Annotated in this window: 21 protein-coding genes and 1 tRNA gene; 8 read left to right on the top strand and 14 right to left on the bottom strand. The window is 63.1% G+C overall.

Going from position 1 to position 24686, the window contains the following annotated elements; all coding sequences use genetic code 11:
• Nucleotides 1–117 precede the first annotated feature (117 nt).
• Nucleotides 118–1383: a helix-turn-helix domain-containing protein gene (locus FDP28_RS20075; protein ID WP_144663373.1), complete on the bottom strand. Its 1266-nt coding sequence runs from the start codon at nt 1381–1383 to the stop codon at nt 118–120.
• Nucleotides 1384–1507: 124 nt separating this feature from the next.
• On the opposite strand from FDP28_RS20075, the gene FDP28_RS20080 reads away from it, so the two are divergent.
• Nucleotides 1508–1726 (top strand): hypothetical protein, encoded by a 219-nt coding sequence (locus FDP28_RS20080; protein WP_144663374.1) that lies wholly within the window; start codon nt 1508–1510, stop codon nt 1724–1726.
• A 77-nt stretch (nt 1727–1803) separates the two neighbouring features.
• Here the strand turns inward: FDP28_RS20080 and FDP28_RS20085 are convergent, their stop codons facing one another.
• The 6 genes from FDP28_RS20085 to FDP28_RS20110 all read right to left on the bottom strand — a co-directional run bounded on the left by FDP28_RS20085 (nt 1804) and on the right by FDP28_RS20110 (nt 9592).
• Nucleotides 1804–2181, bottom strand: coding sequence for an SdpI family protein (locus tag FDP28_RS20085; RefSeq protein WP_144663375.1), 378 nt, complete (start codon nt 2179–2181; stop codon nt 1804–1806).
• 184 nt (nt 2182–2365) lie between these two features.
• Nucleotides 2366–2442, bottom strand: a tRNA-Pro gene (locus FDP28_RS20090).
• A 99-nt stretch (nt 2443–2541) separates the two neighbouring features.
• A complete protein-coding gene (locus tag FDP28_RS20095) occupies nt 2542–4374 on the bottom strand; it encodes an ABC transporter ATP-binding protein (RefSeq protein WP_144663376.1) in 1833 nt (610 codons plus the stop codon).
• Nucleotides 4371–6170, bottom strand: coding sequence for an ABC transporter ATP-binding protein (locus FDP28_RS20100; protein WP_144663377.1), 1800 nt, complete (start codon nt 6168–6170; stop codon nt 4371–4373). The genes FDP28_RS20095 and FDP28_RS20100 overlap by 4 nt, the downstream gene beginning before the upstream one ends.
• A 167-nt stretch (nt 6171–6337) precedes the next feature.
• Nucleotides 6338–7285 (bottom strand): metallophosphoesterase, encoded by a 948-nt coding sequence (locus tag FDP28_RS20105; protein WP_144663378.1) that lies wholly within the window; start codon nt 7283–7285, stop codon nt 6338–6340.
• A gap of 3 nt (nt 7286–7288) precedes the next feature.
• Nucleotides 7289–9592, bottom strand: coding sequence for a transglycosylase domain-containing protein (locus tag FDP28_RS20110; protein WP_260842556.1), 2304 nt, complete (start codon nt 9590–9592; stop codon nt 7289–7291).
• 37 nt (nt 9593–9629) lie between these two features.
• Between FDP28_RS20110 and FDP28_RS20115 the strand changes: the two genes are divergently transcribed.
• The 3 genes from FDP28_RS20115 to FDP28_RS20125 are packed head-to-tail and all read left to right on the top strand — an operon-like array spanning nt 9630 to nt 11253.
• Nucleotides 9630–9785, top strand: a complete 156-nt coding sequence (locus FDP28_RS20115) for a DUF4177 domain-containing protein (RefSeq protein ID WP_011775990.1) — start codon at nt 9630–9632, stop codon at nt 9783–9785.
• Between the two features lie 2 nt (nt 9786–9787).
• On the top strand, nt 9788–10324 hold the full coding sequence (locus FDP28_RS20120; RefSeq protein ID WP_144663380.1) for a RidA family protein: 537 nt from the start codon (nt 9788–9790) through the stop codon (nt 10322–10324).
• A gap of 17 nt (nt 10325–10341) precedes the next feature.
• The gene (locus FDP28_RS20125; protein ID WP_144663381.1) at nt 10342–11253 is read left to right on the top strand and encodes an NUDIX hydrolase; all 912 of its coding nucleotides are present in this window, start codon (nt 10342–10344) and stop codon (nt 11251–11253) included.
• A 165-nt stretch (nt 11254–11418) separates the two neighbouring features.
• Here the strand turns inward: FDP28_RS20125 and FDP28_RS20130 are convergent, their stop codons facing one another.
• Nucleotides 11419–12096, bottom strand: a complete 678-nt coding sequence (locus tag FDP28_RS20130; protein WP_011775987.1) for a Crp/Fnr family transcriptional regulator — start codon at nt 12094–12096, stop codon at nt 11419–11421.
• 235 nt (nt 12097–12331) lie between these two features.
• Here FDP28_RS20130 and FDP28_RS20135 point away from each other — a divergent pair, with 235 nt between their 5' ends.
• Together FDP28_RS20135 and aroQ are read left to right on the top strand one after the other, a co-directional pair.
• Nucleotides 12332–13516: a MarP family serine protease gene (locus FDP28_RS20135; RefSeq protein ID WP_144663382.1), complete on the top strand. Its 1185-nt coding sequence runs from the start codon at nt 12332–12334 to the stop codon at nt 13514–13516.
• A gap of 129 nt (nt 13517–13645) precedes the next feature.
• Nucleotides 13646–14113 (top strand): type II 3-dehydroquinate dehydratase, encoded by a 468-nt coding sequence (aroQ, locus tag FDP28_RS20140; protein ID WP_144663383.1) that lies wholly within the window; start codon nt 13646–13648, stop codon nt 14111–14113.
• Between the two features lie 85 nt (nt 14114–14198).
• Here aroQ and FDP28_RS20145 read toward each other — a convergent pair whose 3' ends face one another.
• The 4 genes from FDP28_RS20145 to FDP28_RS20160 form a co-directional block, all read right to left on the bottom strand.
• Complete coding sequence (locus FDP28_RS20145; protein WP_144663384.1) at nt 14199–16370, bottom strand: alpha-galactosidase; 2172 nt, start codon at nt 16368–16370, stop codon at nt 14199–14201.
• Between the two features lie 102 nt (nt 16371–16472).
• Nucleotides 16473–17828, bottom strand: a complete 1356-nt coding sequence (locus FDP28_RS20150) for an ABC transporter substrate-binding protein (RefSeq protein ID WP_144663385.1) — start codon at nt 17826–17828, stop codon at nt 16473–16475.
• Nucleotides 17829–17900: 72 nt separating this feature from the next.
• The gene (locus FDP28_RS20155; protein ID WP_144663386.1) at nt 17901–18824 is read right to left on the bottom strand and encodes a carbohydrate ABC transporter permease; all 924 of its coding nucleotides are present in this window, start codon (nt 18822–18824) and stop codon (nt 17901–17903) included.
• A gap of 9 nt (nt 18825–18833) precedes the next feature.
• The gene (locus tag FDP28_RS20160; protein ID WP_186313732.1) at nt 18834–19793 is read right to left on the bottom strand and encodes a carbohydrate ABC transporter permease; all 960 of its coding nucleotides are present in this window, start codon (nt 19791–19793) and stop codon (nt 18834–18836) included.
• Between the two features lie 214 nt (nt 19794–20007).
• On the opposite strand from FDP28_RS20160, the gene FDP28_RS20165 reads away from it, so the two are divergent.
• Nucleotides 20008–21207, top strand: coding sequence for a Gfo/Idh/MocA family protein (locus tag FDP28_RS20165; protein ID WP_144663387.1), 1200 nt, complete (start codon nt 20008–20010; stop codon nt 21205–21207).
• A 14-nt stretch (nt 21208–21221) separates the two neighbouring features.
• Nucleotides 21222–22241, top strand: coding sequence for a LacI family DNA-binding transcriptional regulator (locus tag FDP28_RS20170; RefSeq protein ID WP_144663388.1), 1020 nt, complete (start codon nt 21222–21224; stop codon nt 22239–22241).
• 78 nt (nt 22242–22319) lie between these two features.
• Here the strand turns inward: FDP28_RS20170 and FDP28_RS20175 are convergent, their stop codons facing one another.
• Complete coding sequence (locus tag FDP28_RS20175; protein ID WP_260842557.1) at nt 22320–23690, bottom strand: FtsX-like permease family protein; 1371 nt, start codon at nt 23688–23690, stop codon at nt 22320–22322.
• A complete protein-coding gene (locus FDP28_RS20180) occupies nt 23683–24450 on the bottom strand; it encodes an ABC transporter ATP-binding protein (protein WP_144663389.1) in 768 nt (255 codons plus the stop codon). The genes FDP28_RS20175 and FDP28_RS20180 overlap by 8 nt, the downstream gene beginning before the upstream one ends.
• Nucleotides 24451–24686: the final 236 nt, after the last annotated feature.

Raw genomic sequence — 24686 nt, forward strand, 5'->3', positions numbered from 1 at the left:
CTACACACTCATGAGACACCAACTGTCTACGAAGTCCTGAGACATGAACTGTCTACAAGGTCCTGAGACATGACAAGCGCTCAGTGGAACATGTGCCGTCCCCCAGTTGGGTTTAAATCAGGCTTCGGAGTGTTCCTTCGCGGCCCGACGCTCGGCTAGGCGGATCTCCAGTACGGCGTCCATGGCCTGTTGAACGCGGTCCGAGGCGCCTGCAGCGCTGAAGTCGTGTTGCGCTTCTTCCAGGAAAGTCAGGGCTTCTGCAGCTTCACCGGCTGCCTTCAAGGACTTGCCGAGCAGCAACGACACCTCACCAGCCGTGTGTCGGGCCAGAACCTTGCGGTCGGCATGGATTTCGCGCAGCTTCTCGACGGCGGCCGGAATGTCCCCGGTCAGGTATAGCCACCGGGCGCGGATGAAGGCGACTTCCAGTTGATCCGTCTTGTTTCCGCCCACAATGGACAGCGCCAGTTCCGCACGCTCAATGGCGGACAGAGTTTCCGGTTCCACAATTCCTGAGGACAGGCGTACCGCAGCCGATGCCTTGTTGAAGCGGGCCCACAGTTCGATATCGTTGGCGGGGGAGAGCAGCTTCGCGGCGCGTTCGTGGTGCTTGATGCCCTCGGTGTAGTCGTGGCGCATGAAGGCGACGTTGCCCACCACCCACGCAACCTCGCCAGCCAGTTGCGACATCGAATGTTCGTCCATGTGCTCGATCATCGCCAGGCAGTACTCCCAGGCCTCGTCGAGCTTGCCGCTCTCAGCCAGCGCGCCGATCAGCGCGCGGTGCGCGCCAATGATGAGCGTGGAGCCCTTGGGCAGTTGCTCGCTGAGCTTGACGGCTTGTTTTGCATGCTCGACGGCGGTGGCCAGCTGCCCTTGTCCGTGACACACGGCGGCAAGCATCTGCCAGGCGCGTACTCCGAGGCCGGCAGACTCGGTGGCCATGGGATGTTCCAACAGATGCTCAACAATCTGCTGGCATTCCTTCAGCTGGCCTTGCTTCATGACGCATTCGGCCTGCATGTAGGTCATGTTCCACCAGGCGCTGTTGTTCTTGGCCTCAAGGGCAATCTGCGCGGCAGTGGCGGCGTGGCTGGCAGCGAGCTGGTAATCGCGCAAGTCCCATGCTTGGCGGGCGTACAAGCCGGCAAGGACGTATTCAGCGTCGCTTACGGTAACGGGTTGGCTCCACGCTTCAAGGGCCTTGGGCGCAAGTTCGAGTCGGCGGGCCAACTCCTCGATGACCTCGGCCGTGGGCTCGCGGCGACCCGTTTCAAGCAGGGAGATGTAACTGGGTGAGTACAGGTTTTTGCCGAGCTCGGCCTGCGTTAACCCGCGTTCGAGCCGTTCGGCACGTAGCTTCTCGCCGAATCCGTTTCCCACGGGTTCCTCCTACAGGTGTCTTTTGACCAAAACCTTGACAGTCTCTGTGGAAAACATTTTACAATGTATGTCAACAGGGACCGCGCAATTTCCGTAACGAATCCGACTCGCATTGGGGTACATCATGTTCAAAAAAATCGCCGCGTCAGTGGCCATGGCAGGCGCACTGACCTTGTCGGTTGCGGCTCCCGCAGTCGTCTCTGCAGCGTCGGCTGTAGATTCCAACTCATCGGTCAGTGCCATTGGCAACTGGCCTGATCCTATGCGCGTTTCGGCGCCGACCAAGACAACGGACACCACCGCCACGCCGATGTCGATCGGCAACTGGCCGGATCCGATGTAAGCAAGACATCCGAAGATACCCCGGGGCGTGACGAGCGATGCCCCGGGGTTTTCTTTTGCCCTTTTCGGCTGCAACGCTCATGGCGCACCAGGAGTCGACGCCGGTTGGCGGCTTTCCGCCCGAAGCGCACTCTTGGAGGCGACGACGGCTCCGATAACCAGGAACAGCACTGCACTTCCTCCACCTGCCAGCGAAACCGTCAGCGGATTTGCCGAGGGAACCAGGGCGGCCACCGCTGCGGCGGCTCCAGCAGACGCGCCGCCGATGACAAGGTAGGGCCCGGCGCTCCTGTGTCCGGCCCTCCACGCGGCATCGGACATCATGACCGATGGGAGGCGGATACCAACCACTTGGTTCATGGGCAGCCAGCCACCGAGGCCAAGAACGCCGCCTGCCAGCAGCGCCGCGCCGAGCACGCCCAATCCTATGACAAGGCCAATCTGATCGCTGGACATCTGGCAACCGCCCCCAAAATACTTTGCTGTGACTGCATTCAGTCATCAGGCGCGAGCCTAGAGGCCAAGAGAGTCGCCGTGCAACGAGCAGCCACGCGCCTGTGGATAACTTCCGCCGGGTGATATTCCTTGGGCTTGGGTGTTAAACAAAAAAGGCGCCGATTTCTCGACGCCATTTTCGTATTGGTCGGGATGACAGGATTTGAACCTGCGACCTCTTCGTCCCGAACGAAGCGCGCTACCAAGCTGCGCTACATCCCGATCCGCTGCGAAAGCAACTGTTCAAGGATAGCTGAATCGCTGCGGGATGCGAAATCGGGGAGTGGGTGTCCCTCGCCACACTCGCACCACACGCCACGACTACACCAATGAATCCCGCCAGGCTCCGTGTAACAGGGCAAACCGGCCACCGCCGCTGATCAGCTCGGCCGGCGAGCCATCTTCAACAATGCGTCCGTCGTGGACCACCAGCACCCTGTCCGCCGTCTCAACGGTGGAGAGCCGGTGGGCGATGATGATGGCCGTGCGGGCATCGTTCCCTCCGGCGACGCCCTCCAGCAGCTGGGCCAACCCCTGCTGGACCATGCGCTCGGAAGGAATGTCCAGGGACGACGTCGCCTCATCCAGGATCAATACCGCAGGCGCGGCAAGGAATGCCCGCGCGAAACCGATGAGCTGCCGTTGTCCCGAAGACACCCGGCCACCGCGCTTGTTGACGTCGGTGTCGTAGCCTTCGGGAAGGCTCATGATGAACTCGTGGGCACCCACTGCCGCAGCTGCAGCCTCAATCTCTGCGCGGGAAGCTTCCGGGCGACCAAGAGCGATGTTGTCGGCAACCGATCCACTGAAGAGGAAGGCCTCCTGGGTCACCATCACCACGGCACGGCGGAGGTCCGTGGTAGCCAAGTCCCGCAGGTCCACCCCGTCCAGGGTGATGGAACCGGACGTGACGTCGTAGAAGCGGGCGATGAGTTTGGCCAGCGTGGACTTGCCGGCACCTGTCTGTCCCACCAAGGCTACGGTTTGCCCGGCAGGGATGTGCAGGTCCAGGGCAGGAACAACCAGCTGGCCGTCGCTGTAGCCGAACTCCACGCCCTTGAAGTCGATCTCACCCCGTGAACTCTTCAGCGGCACCGGGTTCTTCGGCGGACGCACCGTGGGCACTTCCTCAAGCAGCCCCGAGACCTTCTCCAGTGCGGCCTGGGCACTCTGGAACGAGTTGTAGAACATCGCCATCTGGTCCACCGGCTGGAAGAAGCGTTTGGTGGAGAGGATAAGTGCCAGCAGGACACCCACAGCGAGATCACCGCTGAGCACCCGGAAGCCGCCGAACAGCAGGACCACGGCTACGCAGACGTTGCCGATCAACACCAACCCCGGCTGGAAGATGCCGTTCAGGTTGATGGAGCGGACGGTGTTCTTGCGGTAGTCCTCAGCCAACTCGCCATAGCGGGCTGCGTTCTCGCGCTCCTTGCGGAAGGCCTTCACGGCGCGAATGCCGGTCATGGTTTCCACGAAGTGCACGATCAGGCGCGCCGAGACCACGCGGGACTCCCGGAACGCGATCTGCGAGTGCTTCTGGTACCAGCGGGCCAGGAAGAACATCGGGACGCCGGCCGCAAGCATTATCAAGCCACTGCGCCAATCCAACGCGAACACCGTGAAAGCGGTGAACACCATGAACAGCATGCCCGAAGCCAAGGAACTGACGCCGGAATCCAGAAGCTCCCGCAGCGCTTCCAGGTCAGAAGTTTGCCGGGCAATAATGCGTCCAGAGGTGTATTTCTCGTGAAATTCCAGGCTCAGGCGCTGCGTGTGCCGGAAGACGCGGAGCCGCAGGTCCAGGAGCATCGCCTGGCTCAGCCGGGCCGTGGAGGTCACGTAGAGAGCCGTCATTCCGGCTGTCGCAACTGCGGCGGCCAAGTAGAGCGAGCCAGCCAACACCAACGGACCGTTGTCGCCGGACTGAAGTGCCGGGAGCGCGTGGTCGATGCCGAACGCGATCAGCGCCGGTCCCGCAACGCGGGTCAGCTGCGAAACCACCACCATCACGATCGTCAGCCAGAAACGCAACCGGACCGGTCGGATGAGCGAGGCAAGCAAGGCGAGCGACCGGCGTCGTACGGCTTTACTGTCTGCCTTGCTGAGGAGGGTGTTGTCCTCATTGGCGGTACCAAAGGTCGTGGCGCTCACCGGCGGGCCTCCTCAGCTTCTTCGAGCTCGTCCAGTTCGGTATCGAGGTCCTTCGGGCCCGCGTCCAGGCTCGCGATGACGTAGCGGTAGTGGTCGTTTTCGGCCAACAGTTCCGTATGGGTTCCGACGGCGGTGATGGTCCCGTTTTGGAGCAACGCCACCCGGTCCGCCAATGCCACAGTGGAAGGACGGTGCGCGACGATCAACGTGGTGGTCTCGCGGAGGACCTCGCGCAGGCGGGCTTCCACGCGTTCTTCGGTATTGACGTCCAGGGCGGACAGGGGATCGTCGAGGACCAGGACTTTCGGCGTGGCGGCGATGGCGCGGGCCAGGGCGATGCGCTGCCTCTGGCCGCCGGACAAACTCAGGCCTTCCTCGCCGATCAGCGTGTCAACGCCCTCGGGCAGGGAGTACGCAAACTGGGCCTGGGCCACGTCCAACGCCTCGTCCAGGGCGGCGTCACTGGGATTCGGGGCGCCCAGGAGCACGTTGTCCCGGACCGAACTGGAGAAGAGCGTGGTGTCCTCGAAGGCGACGGCAACGATCCTGCGCAGTTCCGCGATGTCGAAGTCGCGGACGTCAACGCCGTCGATGGTCACTGCACCGGACGTCACGTCGTAGAGGCGGGGGACCAGTTGAAGCAGCGCGCTCTTCCCGCTTCCCGTGATGCCCACGAGGGCCATTGTTTCGCCGGGACGGATGTCCAGGGTGATGTCGTGCAGGAGGGTGCCGCCGTCGTCGAACCCGAAACTTGCGTGTTCAAAACGCAAGGCGCCTTTGACGGTTTCCGGTACCACCGGCACGTCCGGCGACGTGATCGTTTTTTCGGTGTCCATGACCTCGAAGTGGCGGTCCAGAGCGGTCTTTGCCGTCAGTGCCATCGCCAGAAGCATGCCGGAAAATTCAACGGGGGTAGCCACAACCGCCGCGGTAGCGAAGAAAGCGACCAAGGCACCGATGCTGAGCTGACCGCTGGCGGCCAGCATGATGCCCACCACCAGTCCGACGCCCAGCGCGAGCTCGGGCAGCAGGGTGACAACCAGTGTGAAACCGGCCTGCTGTTTAGCTTTGGCGATCTCGGTCTGGCGCAGCTCCTCGGCCTGGCCATTAAAGTTTTCCAGCGCCTCACGGCTCCGCCCGAACGCTTTCAGGACGCGAATGCCGTGGACCGATTCTTCGACGGTGGTGGCGAGGTCGCCGGCCTGGTCCTGGCTGAGTCGAGTGACAAGGCTGAAGCGCCGACGGAACCGGAAGGAATTGATCATGATCGGCACGGCCGCGGCCAGGAAGATGAGGGCCAGCTGCCAGCTCATGGAAAACATGACGCCGACGCCGATGATCACCGTCAGCGTCGTCACCACCAGCATGATCGCGCCGAACGCCATCCACCGGCGCAGGAAGCTGAGGTCCGTCATGGCCCGCGAGAGCAGCTGGCCCGAGCCCCAGCGGTCGTGGAACGCAACCGAGAGCTGCTGCAGGTGTCCGTAGAGGGTCACACGCATCCGGGTTTCCACGGTGGTGGCCGGATTGATCACGAACTGGCGGCGCAAGGCCACCAGACCGGCTTCGGCCACGCCGAGGCCAAGAATCACGACGGCCGCAATCCAGACTGCTTCCGGGGAGCCGCCGGGCTGCAACGAGTTATTGACCAGGACCCGCAAAACCTGCGGGATGGTGAGTGCGACGATGCTGGCAAGCAGGGCGCAAATGAGGCCCATGACAAGGCGGGGGAGGATGGGCCGCACATGGGGATACAGGCGGCCGACGGAGGTGAAAAATGACGTTTGCTTGGACATGCCCGCTTCTCAACAGCTGGATCTTCAGATGGTGCGGAGGTAGTTTCCCGTAGCAACTACCCTATGCCATGGCGTGATTCGTTTCACAGGACCACGCAACGTCGGTGAAATGTTTGACCCAGTTATTGGGATTCGTAATGCTGCCCGGCGTTTAGTTGCGCGCTGGTTTAGTTGCGCGGCGTGAGCGTCAGCAGCACCGCTTCCGGGCGGCAAGCGATACGGACCGGGGCGAAGCGGGAGGTGCCGATGCCGCCCGAGACGTTCACCGGCGTCGTGAATCCCTTGCTTTCCCAATCGTGGAGGCCCTTGGCGCGCCACGTGGGGAGGTCGCAATTGGAGACCAAGGCGCCGTAACCGGGGACGCAGATCTGGCCACCGTGGGTGTGTCCGGCGATGATCAGGTCTGCACCAGCCTCGGTGAAGTGGTCTAGTACTCGCTGGTAGGGAGCGTGAATCACGGCGACCTTCAGGTGCGGCCGGGCGTCCTGGTTCACGGTGCCGCGGGGCCAGCCGGCGTAGCGTTCGCGGCCCAGATGGGGATCGTCTACGCCGGAGAAATCGAACCGCAGGCCGTTGAACACCACCGACTGGGCGCGGTTGGTGAGGTCGATCCAGCCACTCATGCCGAAGGCTGACCGGAGCTTGGGCCAGTCGAGCTGGAGCGGTTCCTTCTTAGGTTTCGACGGACCACGAAAGTAGCCCGCAGGGTTCTTGATCCGGGGAGCGTAGTAGTCGTTCGAGCCGGGAACGAAGACGCCTGGGAACTCCATCAATGGCTTCAAAGCCTGAACGAGGGGATCGATGGCCTTGGTGTGGCTCAAGTTGTCGCCCGTGTTCACCACGAGATCCGGCTTGAGGTCTGCCAGGGACTGCAACCAGTGGGTCTTTTTGACCTGTCCCGGGACAAAGTGAATATCGCTCAGATGCAGGACACGAAAGGGTGCCGAGGCCTCGGGGAGAATCGGCAACGTTTCGTGGCGGACCTCGAACTGATCCTTCTCCCACCAGCCGTAGGCGGCAGCCGCCGTGCCTGCCGTTGCACCCACGGCAGCAGTGACGGCAAAACCGCGCCCGAATGAACGGACGCGGTCTGCCAGCGAATCCCGGAACGTCACCCGTTAGTCCTTGCCCGGGGCGTCGCCGCTGTTTCCATTGCCGTTACCGTTGTTGCCGGTTCCGGTGGACGGCGCTTGCTTAGGCGTGGTGGACGGCGTGGTGTTCGACGGCGTGTTGTTGCGTTGCGGTGTCGGCGCGCCGAGCAGGTTGGACGGCGGTTGCTGGAACGGGTTGGTGCCGTACGCCGGGGCGACAGCCAACATGTAGTTGGTGAACTGCGGGCCGGCGATCATGTAACCGTCAACGAATTCGTAGAACTTGCCGTTGACGGTGAGATTCCGTCCGTAGCGCGACTGGTTACCCAACGGGTCTCCGAACCAGGATGCTGTGGCGAGACCCGTGGTGTAGCCAACAACCCACGTGGAGCCGTTCGTGTCGTTGGTTCCGGTCTTGGCGGCAACAGGGAAGTTCTTGGAATTCAAGGCAGGGCGGATCAGGGAGCCCGATCCTTCGTCCAATACCTTGCCCATGGCGTAGGCGACACCACGAGCCACTTCAGGCTTCACAGCATCCTTGCAGCTGGGGGACTGCGCAGGAAGGTCCGCGCCCGACTGGTCCTTCACCGACGTGATGGCGATCGGTGCACAGTACTTGCCATCGGCAGCGAAGGTCGCAAAAGCCGCGGCCATGGTCAGGGGGGCGGTCTGGGTTGCACCGATCAAGTTAGACAGTCGAGTCATAGGAACCTGCGGGTTTGGATCCGTGACCTTGCCCGTGCCATCCCGGTTAGGAAGTCCAGCGTGGATACCAGTGGCGTCCACAATGCCTTGAATGCCGCAGAGATCAACCTGCGCGGCAGAGGCGAAGGTCGCAGTGTTGATGGAGTTCATGAGGCCATACAGGACTGTCATGTTCCTGTAGTAACCCTCGTCAGAGTTTTGAAGGTCAATGGTGCCGGCGGAAGCATCGTACGAATCAGTAACAGGTGTCGGGCAGGTGTTCTTCCATGGGAAGCCCGCCTTGTATCGCCTCGTGGCGGCATTAATCACCGTATTCATCGACTTCCCCTCATTCAGCCACTGGGCGAACGTGAAGGGCTTCATCGTCGAACCGGGCTGGAACCCGCCAATGCCGTTGAGGTCGTTGCCGTTGGCGTCGAGCACATCAACGTTGAAGTTCTGTGTCTGATCGAACTTGCCCTCTTGAGGCAGCCAAACGGTGTTCTGGGCCATGCTGACGATCTGGCCCGTGCCCGGCTGGACCGAGACGATCGAGGCACCCCACTTGTCCGGGTTGGCACCTGCCGTGGCGTCGACCTGCTGCTGCGCCACGTTCTGGGCGGTCGGATCAAGGGTGGTCTGAATGGTCAGGCCGCCGCGCATGACCCGCTTTTCGCGGTCTTCTTGCGTGTCACCGTAAGCGGGGTTGTTCAGCAGGAGGTGCAGGACGTAGTCGCAGAAGTACGGAGCCATCGAGGCGTAGGCACAACCCTGGCGGGCCGGGGTCACCTTGGTGGTGACGGGTGTGGCTACGGCTTCATCGTGCTGGGCCTGCGTGATCTTCTTCTGGGCCAACATGGCGTTGAGCACCAGGTCGCGGCGCACCTTTGAGTTGTCCGGGTTGGTGATCGGATCAAAGGCCGACGGGCTGTTCACCAGGCCAGCCAGCAGGGCGGCTTGGGGAAGGGTCAGGTCCTTGGCTGTGGTGCTGAAGAAGAACTTCGATGCCGCTTCAATGCCGTAGGCGTCGCGGTTGAAGAAGACGATGTTGAGGTAGCCCTCAAGGATCTGCTCCTTGGAGAACTTCTTCTCCAGAGCGATCGCGAGCTTCATTTCGCGGAGCTTGTCGCCCACACCCTTGTTCACACCGTTGAGCAGGACGTCGTCGCCCTTGCCGGAAGCCACCAATGACTCGTTGATGACGTTGTTCACGTACTGCTGGGTGATGGTGGACGCACCCTGCTTGTTGCCTCGGGCGGTGCTCACCAGTGCTCGCATGATGCCGGTGGTGTCGATGCCGCCGTGCTCATAAAAACGGCTGTCCTCAATGGAGATGACAGCGTCCTTGATAAACGGGCTCATCGCGTCCAGCGGAACCTTGGTCCGGTTCTCCGCGTAGATCGAGGCGATCGGCGTACCGTCCTTCGCCAGGATCGTGGTGTTCTGGCTGGGCGGATCCACCTGGAGCTCCGCCGGCAGAGTGTCAAAGAACTGGATGGAACCACTTGCGGCACTGCCCGAGACGGCTGCGGCCGGGACAAGAAGTCCAGCCACCAGGACGCCACAGATCGCACTCACGCCAAGGAAACCTAAAATCTTTCCGAGGGTGGTGGCAGTGTCGAATATGGGGTTCTTGCGAGTCACCATGTTTTCCAGTTTACCGGCACGGGCTAGGCTTTCTGTCATGACCAAATGGGAGTACGCCACGATTCCGCTTATTATTCACGCCACCAAGCAGATCCTGGACCAGTGGGGCGAAGACGGCTGGGAGCTTGTCCAGGTTGTCGGCGGCCCCGATGGCAAAGGCCTTGTCGCATACCTGAAGAGGGAGAAGCAGTAACCATGACCACCCCCGCAGAAACCACCTCTCCCGCGGAATCCGGCGCCCCGACGTCGGCCGTCGAGCAGCGTTTGGCCGAGCTCGGTCTGACCCTTCCCGAGGTCGCCGCCCCCGTGGCTGCCTACGTCCCGGCGGTCGTCTCCGGCAACTACGTTTACACCTCCGGACAGCTGCCCTTTATTAACGGCAAACTCGAAGCTACGGGCAAGGTCTCGTTGGGCGAGTTGGGCGCGTCGGATGAAGCAACCGTCGATCCCGAAGAAGCCAAGCGCTACGCCGCTGTATGCGCGATCAACGCGCTGGCCGCCGTCAAGAGTGTCATCGGCGACCTCGACCGCGTGACCCGCATTGTCAAGGTGGTCGGCTTCGTTGCCTCCGAGCCCACCTTCACCGGCCAGCCCGGCGTCATCAACGGTGCCTCCGAACTTCTGGGACAGGTGTTCGGCGACGCCGGCATCCACGCACGTTCCGCCGTCGGCGTTTCTGTCCTGCCCCTCGACTCTCCCGTAGAGGTCGAGCTCATCGCTGAATTCAGCTAAGGAACCGGTTCACCGAAGTGCCCCAGCTTGCCCGTCGCCTGTTTGTACTGCCCCCCGCACTCGAGGGGGCAGCACAAAACTGGCTTGAGCTCGGCGAGCGGACCCCCAGGGCCGCCCGCTATGCGTCATCTGTTGTCCTCTTGCGCGATTCACCCTCCGGCTTGGAGACCTGGCTTGGATACCGGCCTGGTTCCTCGCCGTTGGGAGTCGTGGCGTTTCCCGGTGGCTCCCTGGACCCGTCCGACGACGACCCCATCGCTTGGGTGGGTCCCTCACCCCAGCAGTGGGCTGAGCAGATGGGGACGGACGACGTCGGGCTCGCCCGCCGTCACGTGGTAGGCGCCATCCGTGAGCTCTTCGAAGAGACCGGTGTCCTGCTGGCAGGTCCGGATGCCTCCTCCACCGTGGAGGCCAACTCCACTGTGGAGTGGATGCGGGCCCGCGAAGCCGTAGCCGCCCAGGAGAAGTCCTTCACGGAGGTGCTCACCAAGCGTGGGCTTGCCCTGCGGACCGATCTGCTGAAACCGCTGGTCAACTGGCTGAGCCCGGACTTCGCCCACACGCGGTTCAACACCCGCTACTTCGCAGCCACGGTTCCGGTGAACCAGCAGCCCAGCATCCTTGGCAGCAAGGGTGTGTGGGGCCGTTGGGTGTCGGCGTCCGAGGCCATTGCCCTGCGCGATACTCCCGCCTTGGGCGATGAGATCGGCCAGCCAAACACCGTCGGCCTGAACTTGGGCCAGCTTTTGGTGCCGGGCTCGGAGATCATGCTTGAGAAGATGGCCCACGCCAATGGGTGTATCGCGTACCTGAGCTACAAGCGCAAAGCGCACGTGTATCAGCCCAAGCTGGTGGACGAAGGCGGGCAGCTGTTGCTTGAAGTCGAGGCCGCACGCACCGTCGCCGGCGAGCCCCAGCGCGAACGCTGACCCTCGCTCACATCCCACTGGCTTGAGCCGAACGCTCGCTCACATCCCACCGGCTTGAGCCGAACGCTCGCTCACATCCCACCCGCTTGAGTCGAACGCTCGCTCACCAAGACACCAAAAAAGCCGCCCCGGCGTCGAACCGGGGCGGCTTTTTCGTGTAGCTCTTTAGCGCGAACGCTGGCGGAGTCGCTGCATGTCCAGGATGACGACGGCGCGGGCTTCCAACCGCAGCCAGCCGCGCTGAACGAATTCGGCCAGTGCCTTGTTGACGGTTTCGCGGGAAGCGCCAACCAGCTGGGCCAGTTCTTCCTGGGTGAGCTCGTGGGCGACCAGAACCCCGTCGGTGGCCGGACGACCGAAGCGGTCGGCGAGGTCCAGGAGTGCCTTGGCAACGCGGCCCGGCACGTCGGAGAAGACGAGGTCGGACAAGGAATCGTTGGTCCGGCGCAGACGGCGGGCCAGTGCCTGCAGCAGCTGGGCGGAAACCTCGGGACGCGTGCGGAGCAGGGCGTTGAGGCTCTCGTTCTTCAGGCCTGCAAGGCGCGTTTCGGAAACGGCGGTGGCCGTGGCGGTACGCGGGCTGGGGTCGAACAACGCCATTTCGCCGAAGAGTTCGCCCGGGCCGAGGATGGCCAGCAGGGACTCGCGGCCGTCGGGGGAGGTACGGCCGAGCTTCACCTTGCCGGAAACGATGAAGTAGAGCTGGTCACCCTGGTCGCCTTCGCGGAACACGGAAGCTCCACGTGAAAGGTCCACCTCGGTGAGTTCGTCCGTCAGCAGGCGGAATGCGTCGTCGTCAAGGGTGGCGAAGAGGGGTGCGCGGCGCAATACCTCGATGTCCATGAAATCTCCTGAATATAAGTTTCGGTCGTGGCGCTCCAGCCATTGTTTCAGAATTTTTGAGCTTCTGTGACGTACTTGGCACGTGAAACGCTGAAATGGCGCGGGTTGGCGGTGTTCAAGGCCCGAAGGACCGCTTTAAAACAACCTTTGACCGTAACCCCATGGTGATGTGACTAACGGTTGGCTGTCAGGGTCCACAACTACAATTGGCGCTACCCGGCTATGAGGAGCATTGGTGTTTGGCTTGACGATATTGGATTTGGCATTGATTTTGATGCTCCTGTCCTACTTGATCTATGGCCTGCGCAACGGCTTCATGGTCACCTTGGGCGGTATTGCCGGATTCATCGTCGGTGCCATCGCTGCATTCGTGGCCGTCCCGCTCGTCAGCAACTGGGTGACCGACAGCGGCTGGAGGCTGGCCGCCACGGTGGGGGCCGCCGTCGTGCTTATTGCTTTGGGGCACGGGCTCGGAACCATGATCGGCCGGAAAATCCGCCACGCAGTGCGGATCAAGCCCTTGCATGCGGCGGACCGCCTGATCGGCGGCGTGGTGAGCGTGGTGGTGGCCGCGCTGGTGATGTCCATGCTGGCGTTCAGCATCAGTTCCCTTGGTGTGCCGTTTGTGTCGCAGCAATTGGCCGAGTCCCGGGTGATCCGTTACATCGACAACATCACTCCAACGCCCGTCAAGAGCACCATGGCGCAACTGCGGTCCACGGTGATCGGCGACGGTATTCCTAAACTGATTGAGGGCATCGGGCCAGGGACGCCGGTGCCGGTTCCCAACGAGTCCACCGATACTCCTGCCTTGAACCGTGCCGCTGAATCCGTGCTGAAGATCGCCGGAACAGCGTTCGAGTGCGGCCAGAACCAGACAGGTTCCGGATTCGTCGTGTCGCCCGGGCGCGTCGTCACCAACGCGCACGTCGTGGCGGGCGTGTCGCAGCCCGTTGTGGAAATTCCCGACGGCGGTGCGTTGCCGGGTCGCGTCGTCTACTTCGACCCCCAGCGGGATATCGCGGTATTGGCCGTGGACGGCCTGAAGTCCAACCCGCTGCCGCTGAGCTCGGACCTGCCGGGTGGAAGCCCTGCGGCGTTTGCCGGCTACCCGCATGGCGGTCCCTTCCAGTCCAAGCCCGCCACTGTGCAGGGGATCTCGCCGATTCTGGTTCCGGATATTTATGGCAACAATCCCTCGCCGGAGCTGGTGTACAAGCTGGCCGGGGATGTCCAGCCCGGAAACTCGGGCGGACCCCTGCTGACGATGGACGGCCAAGTAGCCGGTCTGATCTTCGCCAAGACCACCACGGACGCGGCCTTGGGGTTCGCCTTGACCATGACCGACGTGGAACCCGTGGCGGCGCAGGCACCAGGCCTCAGCGAGCAGGTCTCCGCCGGGCAGTGCACCCGCAAGTAACCAGCCCTCTCTCACATCACCCGCGCATTTGGGCGGCCCTCTCTCACATAGTGACTGTTTTTAGGGCACGCTCTCTCACCTAATGGGCCTAATTCCCGGACACTCTCTCGCGGCGATAGATTGGGAGCCATGACTGAAGCCACCCCCGCCACCGAAGCCGGTCGCGGCACCATCCTTGTGATCAACGGACCCAACCTCAACCTTCTGGGCACACGCGAGCCCGAGAAGTACGGAACCTCCACGCTGGCCGACGTCGAGCACCTCGCCATGACTGCGGCCACCGCGCACGGCTTCACGGTGGATTGTGTGCAGTCCAACCACGAAGGCGACCTGGTGGACGCCATCCATGCAGCCCGCGGTACCGCCGTCGGCATCGTCATCAACGCGGGTGCTTACACGCACACGTCTGTGGCACTTCGGGATGCCATCGCGGCCGTGCAGTTGCCCGCCGTCGAGGTTCACATCACCAACGTTCACCAGCGCGAAGAGTTCCGGCACCACTCGTACCTCTCGGGAGTGTGCAACGCGATCATCGTTGGCGCAGGCGTGCTCGGGTACAAGCTGGCGATCGATTACCTGGCTGACGCTGCTGCCTGACGTCCGTTACGTGAGCGAGGGTTCCCGGGAAGCCTGTGGGTTGTGAGCGAGGGTTCCCGGGAAGCCTGTGGGATGTGAGCGAGGGTTACAGGGCGGTGAGTCGCAGCACGATGGCGTGCTCCGGGTTCAGCACGGGCATAGGGAGCCCGACTTCGCCCAGGAAACGCCCGCTGGCCTCCGCCCCTGATGCCAACCAAGGAGCTGGCTTGGCCTCGGTGAACGTGTGCCCGTAGTCTGCGTCGGCGGCGCTCGGAAAGAGGAGCTCCACGCGGTAGGAGCGCAGCGGATCGAGCCCCGGAATCGCCACCCGGCCCGGGAGTTCGCTGAAGCCCGTCCGGGTCTTGACCACGGCGAACAGTGCCGCTGTGGCACCTGCTGGAGCGCCGCCGTCGTACTCTGAAGCAACCACGCCATGCACCATCAGCGACTCGTCAGGGACATCCGCGCGGACCATCCGTCCACTGTGGATGAGGGCCCGATGCTCCTTGTACAACGCGATGAAGCGCTTGAGTTCCTCGCGCTCGGCGCCCGCAACGGACCGGACGTCCCACTCCATGCCGAAGTGCCCGAACAAGGCAGTGATGGCGCGGAAGGAGAGGTCGTGCGTGCGGCCGGTGGTGTGGGAGGTGGTGGGGCCGACGTGCCCGCCGACCAGTTCGGGCGGAACCAGGACGCCGGTCCAGCGCTGGATGGTCTGCCGCTCCAGGGCATCGTTGCAGTCCGAAGCCCAGATCCGGTCCGTCCGTTCCAGGATCCCCAGGTCCACGCGGGCGCCACCGGAGGAGCAGCTCTCAATCTCCACACCCGGGTGAGCCGCCCGCAAAGCGTCGAACAGCCGGTAAGCGGCCAGCGTTTGCTCGTGCACTGACGCGCGGCCGGCATGACCGTGTTCCAGGAGGTCCCGGTTCTGGTCCCACTTGAGGTAGCTGATGTTATTCTCCCTCAGCAAGGCATCGATGCGGTCAAAGATGTACTGCCACGCTTCCGGGTTCACAAGGTCAACCACGTGCTGCTGCCGCCACTCCAGGGGGAGCCGCCCGCCGTCCTTGTGGGACACGGCAGCAGGTCCCACGATCCATTCCGGATGCGCCCGGGCAACGTCCGAATCCAGGTTGACCATTTCCGGCTCCACCCACAGCCCGAACTCCATGCCGCGGGAGGTCACGGCGTCGATCAGGGGAGTGAGGCCCGAAGGCCAGAGAGCCTCGTCCACGTACCAATCGCCCAGCCCGGCGTGGTCGTCGCGGCGCCCGCGGAACCACCCGTCGTCGAGCACGAAACGCTCAACGCCAAGGTCGGCAGCCGACTCCGCCAGCTCGATCAAGGTGTCCAGATCGTGGTCGAAGTACACCGCTTCCCAGGTGTTGAGGACTACTGGGCGGGGTGTGTCCACATGGTGGGGACGTGAGCGGAACCAGCTGTAAAACGCCTCGCTGATGCCGTCGAGCCCACGGTCTGAGTACGCGGCGTACAGTGCCGGAGTCGTATAGCTGTCACCTGGTTGCAGCACCACTTCAGCCGCGCCCAGGAGCTCCGAACCGCCCACCATGGTGCGGCCATCGGCCACGCTGTCCGCGAATTGCTCATGGTTGCCGCTCCATGCCAGATGCGTGGCCCACACCTTGCCATGGCGGTTTCCAAAACCGGCGGTCCCGGCGGCCAGCAGCACCGACGAATCATGCCCGGTGCGGCCGTGGCGGCCGGTGCGCACCCACGTACCTTGCTGGATTGCCCGTCGCTGCGGGTGCCGCTCACGGCACCAGCGCCCGGTCAGGTCCAAAAGCTCGACGGCGTCCGGCGCCACCGGCAGCATGGTGGCCAGCTCATCCACCTGGAAAGGCGAGGAGCCTTCGTTGGTCACTGTGTGCCGCAGTTCCAGAAGCCCGCCCGGATGCAAGGTGAGGTTGCTTGCCACCGTGATGCCGGCGTCGGGATCCGACTGAAGCACGACGGCGGTACTGCCGTCCGCCGTCGCACTCATCACACGCAGGCGCACCGAGAAATCGAAGCCGGGTACGCCGTCGATAACGCGGTGACCGCGGAGTCCCGGCCGGCCCTGCCACGACGACGACGCCTGGGGAAGGAGCCCGGCAGGAACGTTGGCGTCGATGGCAGAGGGTGGGATGGGCTCGTTGAGGATGGCGAGGTCGGGCAGGGAATCGCCCAGGTCTGCTCCCCAGTGGGTTATCTCAGCCTCTCCTCGGTGGGTGCTGATCACCAGGCTGGTGCCTGCGGAACGGAGATGGAGCGGTTGCATGTATGAGTCGCTTTCAGGATCTGGAGTCGGGTGTTGTGAGGCCTGCTCTGCGTGCTTTGCGGGGGTAATGGGGCGCAGAGCAGGCCTCACAACGGGAGGGTTCTACTTGAAGAGTGCGTTGACTTGCTCGTTGGCAGCTGTCAGCGAACTGGCAGGGGACTTACCCGAGACAACCGCGTCCATGGCCGGCTTCATGATTCCGGAAACCTTGGCGGCGTTGTCCGTGATCGGGAGCATGAAGGTGGTCTTGTCCTTCACATGCTGGGTGAAGGCGCTGACGTCCACGTTCTTGGCTTTGAAGGCATCTGCGGCCTTCTCGGAGGAGGTGGTGATGGCCGGGAACACGACGGCCTTTGACGCTACGACGTCCTGGCAGGCGGCGGAACCGAGGTACTCCACCCACTTGATGGCTGCGTCCTTCTTCTTGGTACCGGCCCATACGGAATCGGCCAGGCCGTTGAACATGGAGGCACGTTTGCCTTCGGGACCCTTCGGCGTGGGAGCGATGCCGACGTCGATGCCCTTGTAGCCGGTGTACTGGCCGATCATCCAGGAGCCATTGCTGTTGATGGCGGCCTTGCCTGCACCGAAGTTGTCGGCGGCATTGGCACCGACGGTGGTTTCAAGCTTGGGCATGTAGCCCTTCTCGGTGAGCGAGGCCCACCAGTCGATGGTGTCCTGGAGCTTCTTGTCGTCGTAGTTGAAGTGGGTTCCCCAAGGGTTCTTGTCCGTGGTGGTCCAGCCAGTGGTGGCAGAGAGGTAGCTCCACTGCGTCTGGCCGGCGTTCTCTGCGTCGGAGCCCGGCAGACCCAATCCGTAGACGGCAACGTTGTTCTTGTCGAAGCCCGCTTCGTCGCCGCGCTTGCCTTCCTTATCGATGGTGAGGCGGGCGATCACCTTCTCGTACGTCCCGCCGTCTTGTGCGTTCCAGGTCAGCGAGCCCATCTGCTCCGGGGTGATGCCGGCGTCGGTGGCCATCTTCTGGTTGTAGAAGAGTGCGATCGTGTCCCAGTCCTTGGGAAGACCGTAGCGCTTGCCGTCCTGACCCACCCAGAGGTCTGCGAGGCCTTCGTTGTACTGGGAGAGGTTTACGTTGTCCTTCGCAATGGCGTCATCGAGGGCAACCAGCTGTTTGGTCTTGAGGAAGTCCGGATATTTGGACAGGTGGTCCGTGAAGACATCCGGCGCAGTGCCGGAGGCCATGCCGTTGGTGAGCTTGGACCAGTAGTCGTCCCAACCGGTTTGGGTGATCTTCACGGTGATGTCCGGGTTGGCTTTGCTGAAGTCAGTGGCGCACTGCTGGTATGCGGGGAGCTGGTTGGCGTCCCACAGCCAGTAGTTGATCTCGCCCTTGGCCGAGTCTCCGCCGGAGCTGCCTCCGGAGTTCCCGCCCGAGCAGGCGGAGAGTGCGAGGACGGCGGCTGCGGCGACGGCGCCGATTGCCTTCTTTTTCATCATGGTTGGTCCTTTCAGGACGGGATGGGTGCGTGCCGGTGCAGGCCGGTTTCCGCGTGAGGGAGGTGGATCGGGCTATTTGGTGCCGTTGAAGCCGATGGAGTTGACGATCCGTTTGCCGAAGATGGCGAACAGGATCAACACGGGCGTGGCGGAGACGAGTGTTGCGGCCATGAGCCCGGACCAGTCGGGAGCACCTTGCGGGGACTGGGATTTGAAGACCCCGAGTCCCACGGTGAGCACCCGGGACTCTTCGGAGGTGCCTACCAACAGGGGCCAGAAGTATTCGTTCCACTGGCCCATGAACGTCAGCAGTGCCAGGGTCGCGATCGGGGCTGCGGCGTTGGGCATGATGATCTGGAAGAAGATCCGCCAGTGTTTGGCACCGTCGAGCATTGCGGCCTCTTCAACTTCCCGGGACATGTTCAGGAAGAACTGGCGCATGAAGAAGATGGCGAACGGGGTCATGAACAGGTACGGCAGCACGAGTCCGAGCATGGAATTGAGCAGGCCCAGGTTCTTGATGAGCAGGAAGTTGGGCAGGGCGGTGAAGATCGGTGGGACAAGCATGGTGGCAAGGAACAGGGAGAAGACTGCGTCGCGCCCTTTCCACCGCAGCCGGGAGAAGGCGTAGGCGGCCATTGAGCTGAAGAACACGGCGCAGGCTGTGGTGATGCCTGCGAAAAGCAACGAGTTCCAGAGGTACTGCCAGAAATTGATCGACGCGCCCGAGCCGCCTTCTGCGATGGCTTCGGAGGCACTCTGGAGGCCGAAGACCCGTTTGAATGCCCCCAGGTTGAAGTCGGCCGGCAGAAGGTTGGCGGAGTTCGCGGCGAGGGAGCCGTTGGTGGACAGGGCTGTGCGGAGCACCCAGTAGAAGGGCAGTATGCTCACCGCGATGGCCAAGGCAAGGAGGGTCAGGGCTATGGCGCGGCGCCAGTTGAAGGGACGGCCGAGTGGGCGGCGGCCGACGTTGGTGCGTGAGGTAAGTGTGGTCATGGCGTGTCCTTAGTCCAGGTCCGACTGGTTGCCGCGGAGGAACTTCATCTGGATGAAAGCGACGATGGCAAGGATGAGGAAGAGGATGACAGCCAAGGCAGATCCGTAGCCGAAGTCCTGTTCGTTGAAGGCGCGCTGGTAGATGTAGAACTGCAGCACGCGGGTCGCATTGACAGGATGACCGGCCGTGGTGACTGCAACGGTGTCAAAGACCTGGAAGGAACCGATGACGGTCACGACGAGGACCAGTACAAGGACCGGTCGCAGCAGTGGCAGGGTGATCCGCCAGAAAGTGGTCATGGCCTTGGAACCGTCGATGCTGGCGGCCTCATAGACACTGCTCGGGATGGCCTGGAGCCCGGCGAAGATCAGGAGCGCCGTGTAGCCCATGTGCCGCCACGTGTTGATGAGCGCTTGTGTGGGGATGGCCCATTGCTCGCTGCCGAAGAACGCTACCCGGGGCAGCCCGGTCCATTCGATGATCTGGTTGATGATGCCGATCTGGTAATCAAGCATCCAGAACCACAGCAGAGCCGCGATGACGTTCGCCATCAAGTAGGGCATCAGGAGCGCGCCGCGAATGAGTGTGGACCTTGCAACACGGTGCATCAGGATTGCAAGGCCCAGGGCCAACGCCGTCTGCAGGACGATGTTGATCACCACGTATTCCCCCGTAACGCCCAGGGCGTTCCAGAACAGCGGATCCTTGGCTATGCGTTCGTAGTTCTTTGCGCCGATCCATTCCGGATCGCCCAGGATGCTGTACTCGGTGAAGCTGAGGTAAATACCGCGGATGGTGGGGACAAGGTAGAAGAGGATCAATCCGAGCATCGCCGGGGCGATGAAGAAGAGCGCGACTTTCAAGTCTCCGATGCCGCGGAACCCGTCGGATGGTTTTCCCCGCTTGTGCGACTTCCGCGGTGCCCTGGGGGCAAGTCCAGGATCCGGTTGCTTGGTTAGCGTGGTCATCGTCGACCCTTTCTTGGGAGTGATGCGGGTAACAGCTGCAGGCGAATCTACACGAGTAGATTTTGCCTTGGCAAGACCTGCCGCGAAGTTTTGATGAAAAATGTTCGGAAATGTTGTTTCTGTTGACTCGTGTAGATAGCGGGTGCGACACTCGAGCGTACGCAAGACACGACGGACAAACGGCTGCTGTGCGCGGCCGCAGGAAAGGCAAACAATGACGTTTTCGATTGGTGTTGTTGGCGTGGGGCAGTTCGGCAGCCAGTTCGCCCATCTCTTCAAGCTTCACCCCGGTGTCAGCGCGGTCTATGCGGTGGACGAACTCCCTGCGAGAGCCGCGGCAGCGCAGCAGCGCTGGGGTCTGGACGGCACCATGGCCTCGTTCGAGGAGCTGCTGGAGTCCGACGTCGATGCTGTCGCCATCTTTACGCAGCGGTGGACCCACGGCCCCTTGGTGGAGCGGGCCCTGCGGGCCGGAAAGCATGTGTACTCGGCGGTGCCGATGGCAATTTCCGAAGAGGAGATCGAGCGGATCATCGAGGCCGTACGAGAAACCAAGTTGGTCTATGCGATGGGGGAGACCAGCTACTACAACCCCGCCACTGTCTTCGCCCGGCAGCAGCACGCCGAGGGGAAGTTCGGCCGGATCTTCTACACCGAGGGCGACTACGTCCACGACATGGACCTCGGCTTCTACGAGGCCTACCAATACAGCGGCGGGGAACGCTGGAAGGAAACCGCAAGCTATCCGCCCATGCTGTACCCCACCCACGCCATCGGCGGCGTGCTCGGTGCTGTGCAGGGCCACGCCGTCAGCGTGAGCTGCATCGGAGTCAAGGACCAGCGGGGCGATGGCGTCTTCGACAAGGACGTCAGTATGTTCGCCAACGACTTCTCCAACGCCACCGCCCTGTTCGAGATGAACGACGGCGGTGCGATGCGCACCAATGAGATGCGCCGCGTGGGGTATCCGTCCCACATCCGCGAATCCCGCTTCCGCTTCTTCGGAACCGACGCCAGCTTTGAACAGCTCGCCACCACCACTGTGTGGCAGGACAAGTCATCGGTGCAGGATGTGTCCGAGCAGGTGGAAACCAGGCCCACCATGTCCGCCGACGATCCCTCGCTGGCGGACGTGGCGCCCGAGCTCCGGGACGCCTTCATCTCAGGATTGGCTCCAGTGCACGATCAGTCCCGGCTCCCCGAGGAATTCCTCGGAGCGCCCAACGGACACGAAGGCAGCCACCAGTTCCTTGTGGACGACTTTGTGACTGCCGTGAACAACCGCAGCCTTCCCCCGGTCAACGCCTGGGTGGCCGCCCGGTTCACCCTTCCAGGCATCGTGGCCCACGAGTCTGCCCTCCGAGGCGGCGAACGGCTTCCGATCCGCGACTTCGGTGATGCCCCTGTGGAGTAGCTAGCATTTACCCCATGACAACAGCAGCAGTACAAACCCCGCGCGGACCGGTTACACGCAAAGACGTGGCCCGGTACGCCGGGGTGAGTACCGCCGTCGTGAGTTATGTGGTCAATGGTGGGCCAAAGAACGTAGCTCCGGCAACCGAAGCCAAAGTCCGCGAAGCCATCCGCATCCTTGGCTACCGTCCCAACGCGGCAGCACGCGCGCTGAAGCTGGGTTCCAGCGAAACCATCGGCGTCGTGGTGCCGGACAATACCAACCCGTTCTTCACCCAGCTTGCCCACGCGGTGGAAGACGCGGCGGCGGAACTTGGCTTCGGGATGGTGCTGACCAACTCGGACGGAAGCCTGACGCGGGAGCGCAAGAACATCCGTACCCTTGCCGCCCGGCAGGTCGATGGGGTGTTCCTGGCAAGTTGTGTGTTCGACCCCGATGTCACCGAGCTTGAAGCCTCGGAAATCCCGGCTGTCTTGTTGAACAACGCGGGCTCCCCGCAGGGTTTTAGCAGTGTGGGTGTTGACCTGGAAGCGGGCGCCCGCGCTGCCGTGGAGCACTTGATCGGCCATGGCCACACCAACATAGGCCTGGCCATTGGAACCAACACGGGCAACCAGTTGGACGGCCGCGAGGTGGGTTGGCTTGCCGCGCTCCGTGACGCCGGATTGGCCGAAGGCCCCATGCTGCATGGCCCGTTCAGCCGTCCCGGGGGCTACGAGGTAGGCAAGCGTTTCCTCTCCATGGCCAACCGGCCCACCGCTGTCTTCGCGAGCAACGACATGCAGGCGATCGGCATCCTCAGGGCGCTCCACGAGGCGGGCGTGCGTGTTCCCGATGAGCTGGCGCTGGTTTCCTTCGACGGCTCCCTGGACTCCGAATACAGCTGGCCGGCGCTCACCACCGTCGCGCAGCCCGTCCAAGCGATGGCACAGGCAGCCGTTCGGGCCTTGGTCGGTAAGGGGCGCGGCGAAGAGCTGCAACATCAGGTCCTGCCTACGGAGTTGATCATCCGGCAATCCTGCGGCTGCGCCTAGGCCCCCTCCGCCGAAGTGGCATTTAATGACAATGTTTGGGCCCAACATTGTCATCAAATGCCAACTCGGCGGGGCTTGCTACGAGTCCACGCTCGCGTAGCGCTCCGGACGGGCCAGCACCTGGGCGATCTGAGCTGTCCCGGCGGCAACAGCAAGCCGAACCAGAAGGAACCCGGCCGCGAACACTCCCACGATGGTCAGGAGCACCAGGGGCTGGGTCAGCAGCACCGCACCCGTCAACGGCAGGACCAGGACGGCGGCAGCGGCTGCGGATATGCCGGCCACCAGGAACAACGGCGACATCACGGCCCTGACCCGCGCCGCCACCATCAGTTTGCGCGGCATCCCCACCCGGTCCAGGGCCACCAGCGTCGACGCCCTGTCCAGTACGGCGGCGGCCTGGTTCACGCCTGCCGAACACGCCACCATGAGGAACGAACCCAGCAGGGTAATCATCACTCCGGTATTGATGTCCCGAACGAGCAGTGCAGCTTCGGTGTCGCCGGCGGTGCCCATGGCGTCCGCTATGGCCATGCCCACGCCCACGAAGACTCCCACAAAACTGGTCATCGCGACGCCCCCAACTTGCCGCCACGATTCCTTGGGACTCTCCAATACAGTGCGTGCCGCGAGTAGCTGCTCCGGCTTTTTCGCGCGCTTGAGCTGGGACGATGCCCGCAGGCGCAGGATCCAGGGACCCATGAGGTTCAGCGCCAACAACGCCAGGCCAAAGCAGCCACCCATGACGGCGATGATCACGATGAAGGCCCCAAAGCTGCTGAGCATTCCCATCGCCACCACTCCGATCACCACAACAACAGCCGCGATGAGTCCGCGAACCCAGTGCGCGCCGTCGGCCGTTTGCCGGGTCCTGACGCCCAGGGGGGTCACCACCACCTTCCGCAGCCCAAGCGCGGCGCTCGCCGCCGCAAGGATGCATACGGCCAGGATGCAGCCCAGGATGGACGGGATCGACAGCCATGCGTGGCTGCCGATCGCCTGCCCACGGAACTGGATCAAGCCCAGGAACGGGGCCGCGCACGCGTACAGTCCGGCACCGGCCAATGCCCCCACCGCCGCCAGGACGCTTGATTCAATGACAGTCATCCAGACGACGGTCGCGCTGTTGGCGCCCAACAGGCGCAGGGATGCCAGCCGGTCATCACGACGGCGGGCGGCCAGCCGGGCGGCTGAGGCACCGAGCGTCAACAGCGGGATGATGAGCAAGACCATTGCGACGACGGCCAGCGCTTGGTACGTGCCTGCGATGTCGTCGGTCCAGGACCAGAAAACCTGGGAGCCGCCCGCGACGGTGAGCAGGAGCGCGGTCACTGTGCCGAAGGCAAGGATGGGCAGCCCGGCATCACGGAGTCCAGTTTCGCGGAAACTGTTCCCGCTGCTGCGCGCAAGATAGGGACTGAGTCTGAGGGCCATGGTGAGGCTAGACATTGAAGGCACCTTTGAAACTGGTGGTTGCGGGGGCAGGGCTGGCAGCGGCAGGCGCGATTCCGGCGTTGTCCGCTGCTCCCGCGCTGTCCGCCACGATCCTGCCGTCCCGCAGTTCCACGACGCGTTGGCAACGTGCGGCTACGTTGGGATCGTGGGTGACAACCAGCAGGGTTCGCCCGTTGGCGGCCACGGAATGAAGCAGGACGTCGAGAACTTCCGTTGACGTTGCTGAGTCCAGGGCCCCGGTCGGCTCATCGGCAAACACGACCCTGGCGCCGGTTACCTGTGCCCGGGCGATGGCCACACGCTGGACTTGGCCACCGGACAGTTCACCCAGCCTGCGCTGTTCCATCCCCGCCAGGCCCAACGCAGCGAGCCACTCCGCGGCGCGGGACTCGGCAATGGACCTGTCCGTGCCGTTGAGCATGAGCGCCAGGGCCACGTTTTCCACGGCAGTGAGCTCGGGCAGGAGCATGCCCTGCTGGAAGACGAAGCCGAACTCCTCGCGGCGCAGGCGGGACAACGCTGCGTCCCCCAAAGTGTCCAGGCGCAGCGGTGCCGAAGGTGTGCTCAAGGTGATGGAGCCGGCGTCGGGCCTTAATATCCCGGCGAGGCAGTGCAGAAGAGTTGTCTTGCCCGAACCCGAAGGGCCGATGATGGCAATGGATTCACCGGCGTTCGCGGTGAAGTCGACGTGGTCCAGCGCAATGCTGCCTGGGTAATGCTTGGTGAGTTGTTGAGCGTGGAGGATGGCGTTCATATAACCAGCATCCCCAAAGGACCCATGGGCAGGCGTCCGTCTGCCGGTTGAACTCCGCGGCCCGGCCTCCACCCGCGGTATGAGACCCAACTGGGGGACAGCAAACGCTCCAATGGGCCGTCATTGGAGCGTTATCTGTCCCCTAGATGGGCAGGACGGCTAGACGATATGTGTGTGGCCGGGTGCAGTTGGCTGGTCGGTTTCCTTCTGAGGGCGCGATTGTTGCCGGGCAAGGT

Origin of the sequence: Paenarthrobacter nicotinovorans (genome assembly GCF_007670255.1) — a bacterium.
Lineage (GTDB): Bacteria > Actinomycetota > Actinomycetes > Actinomycetales > Micrococcaceae > Arthrobacter > Arthrobacter nicotinovorans_B.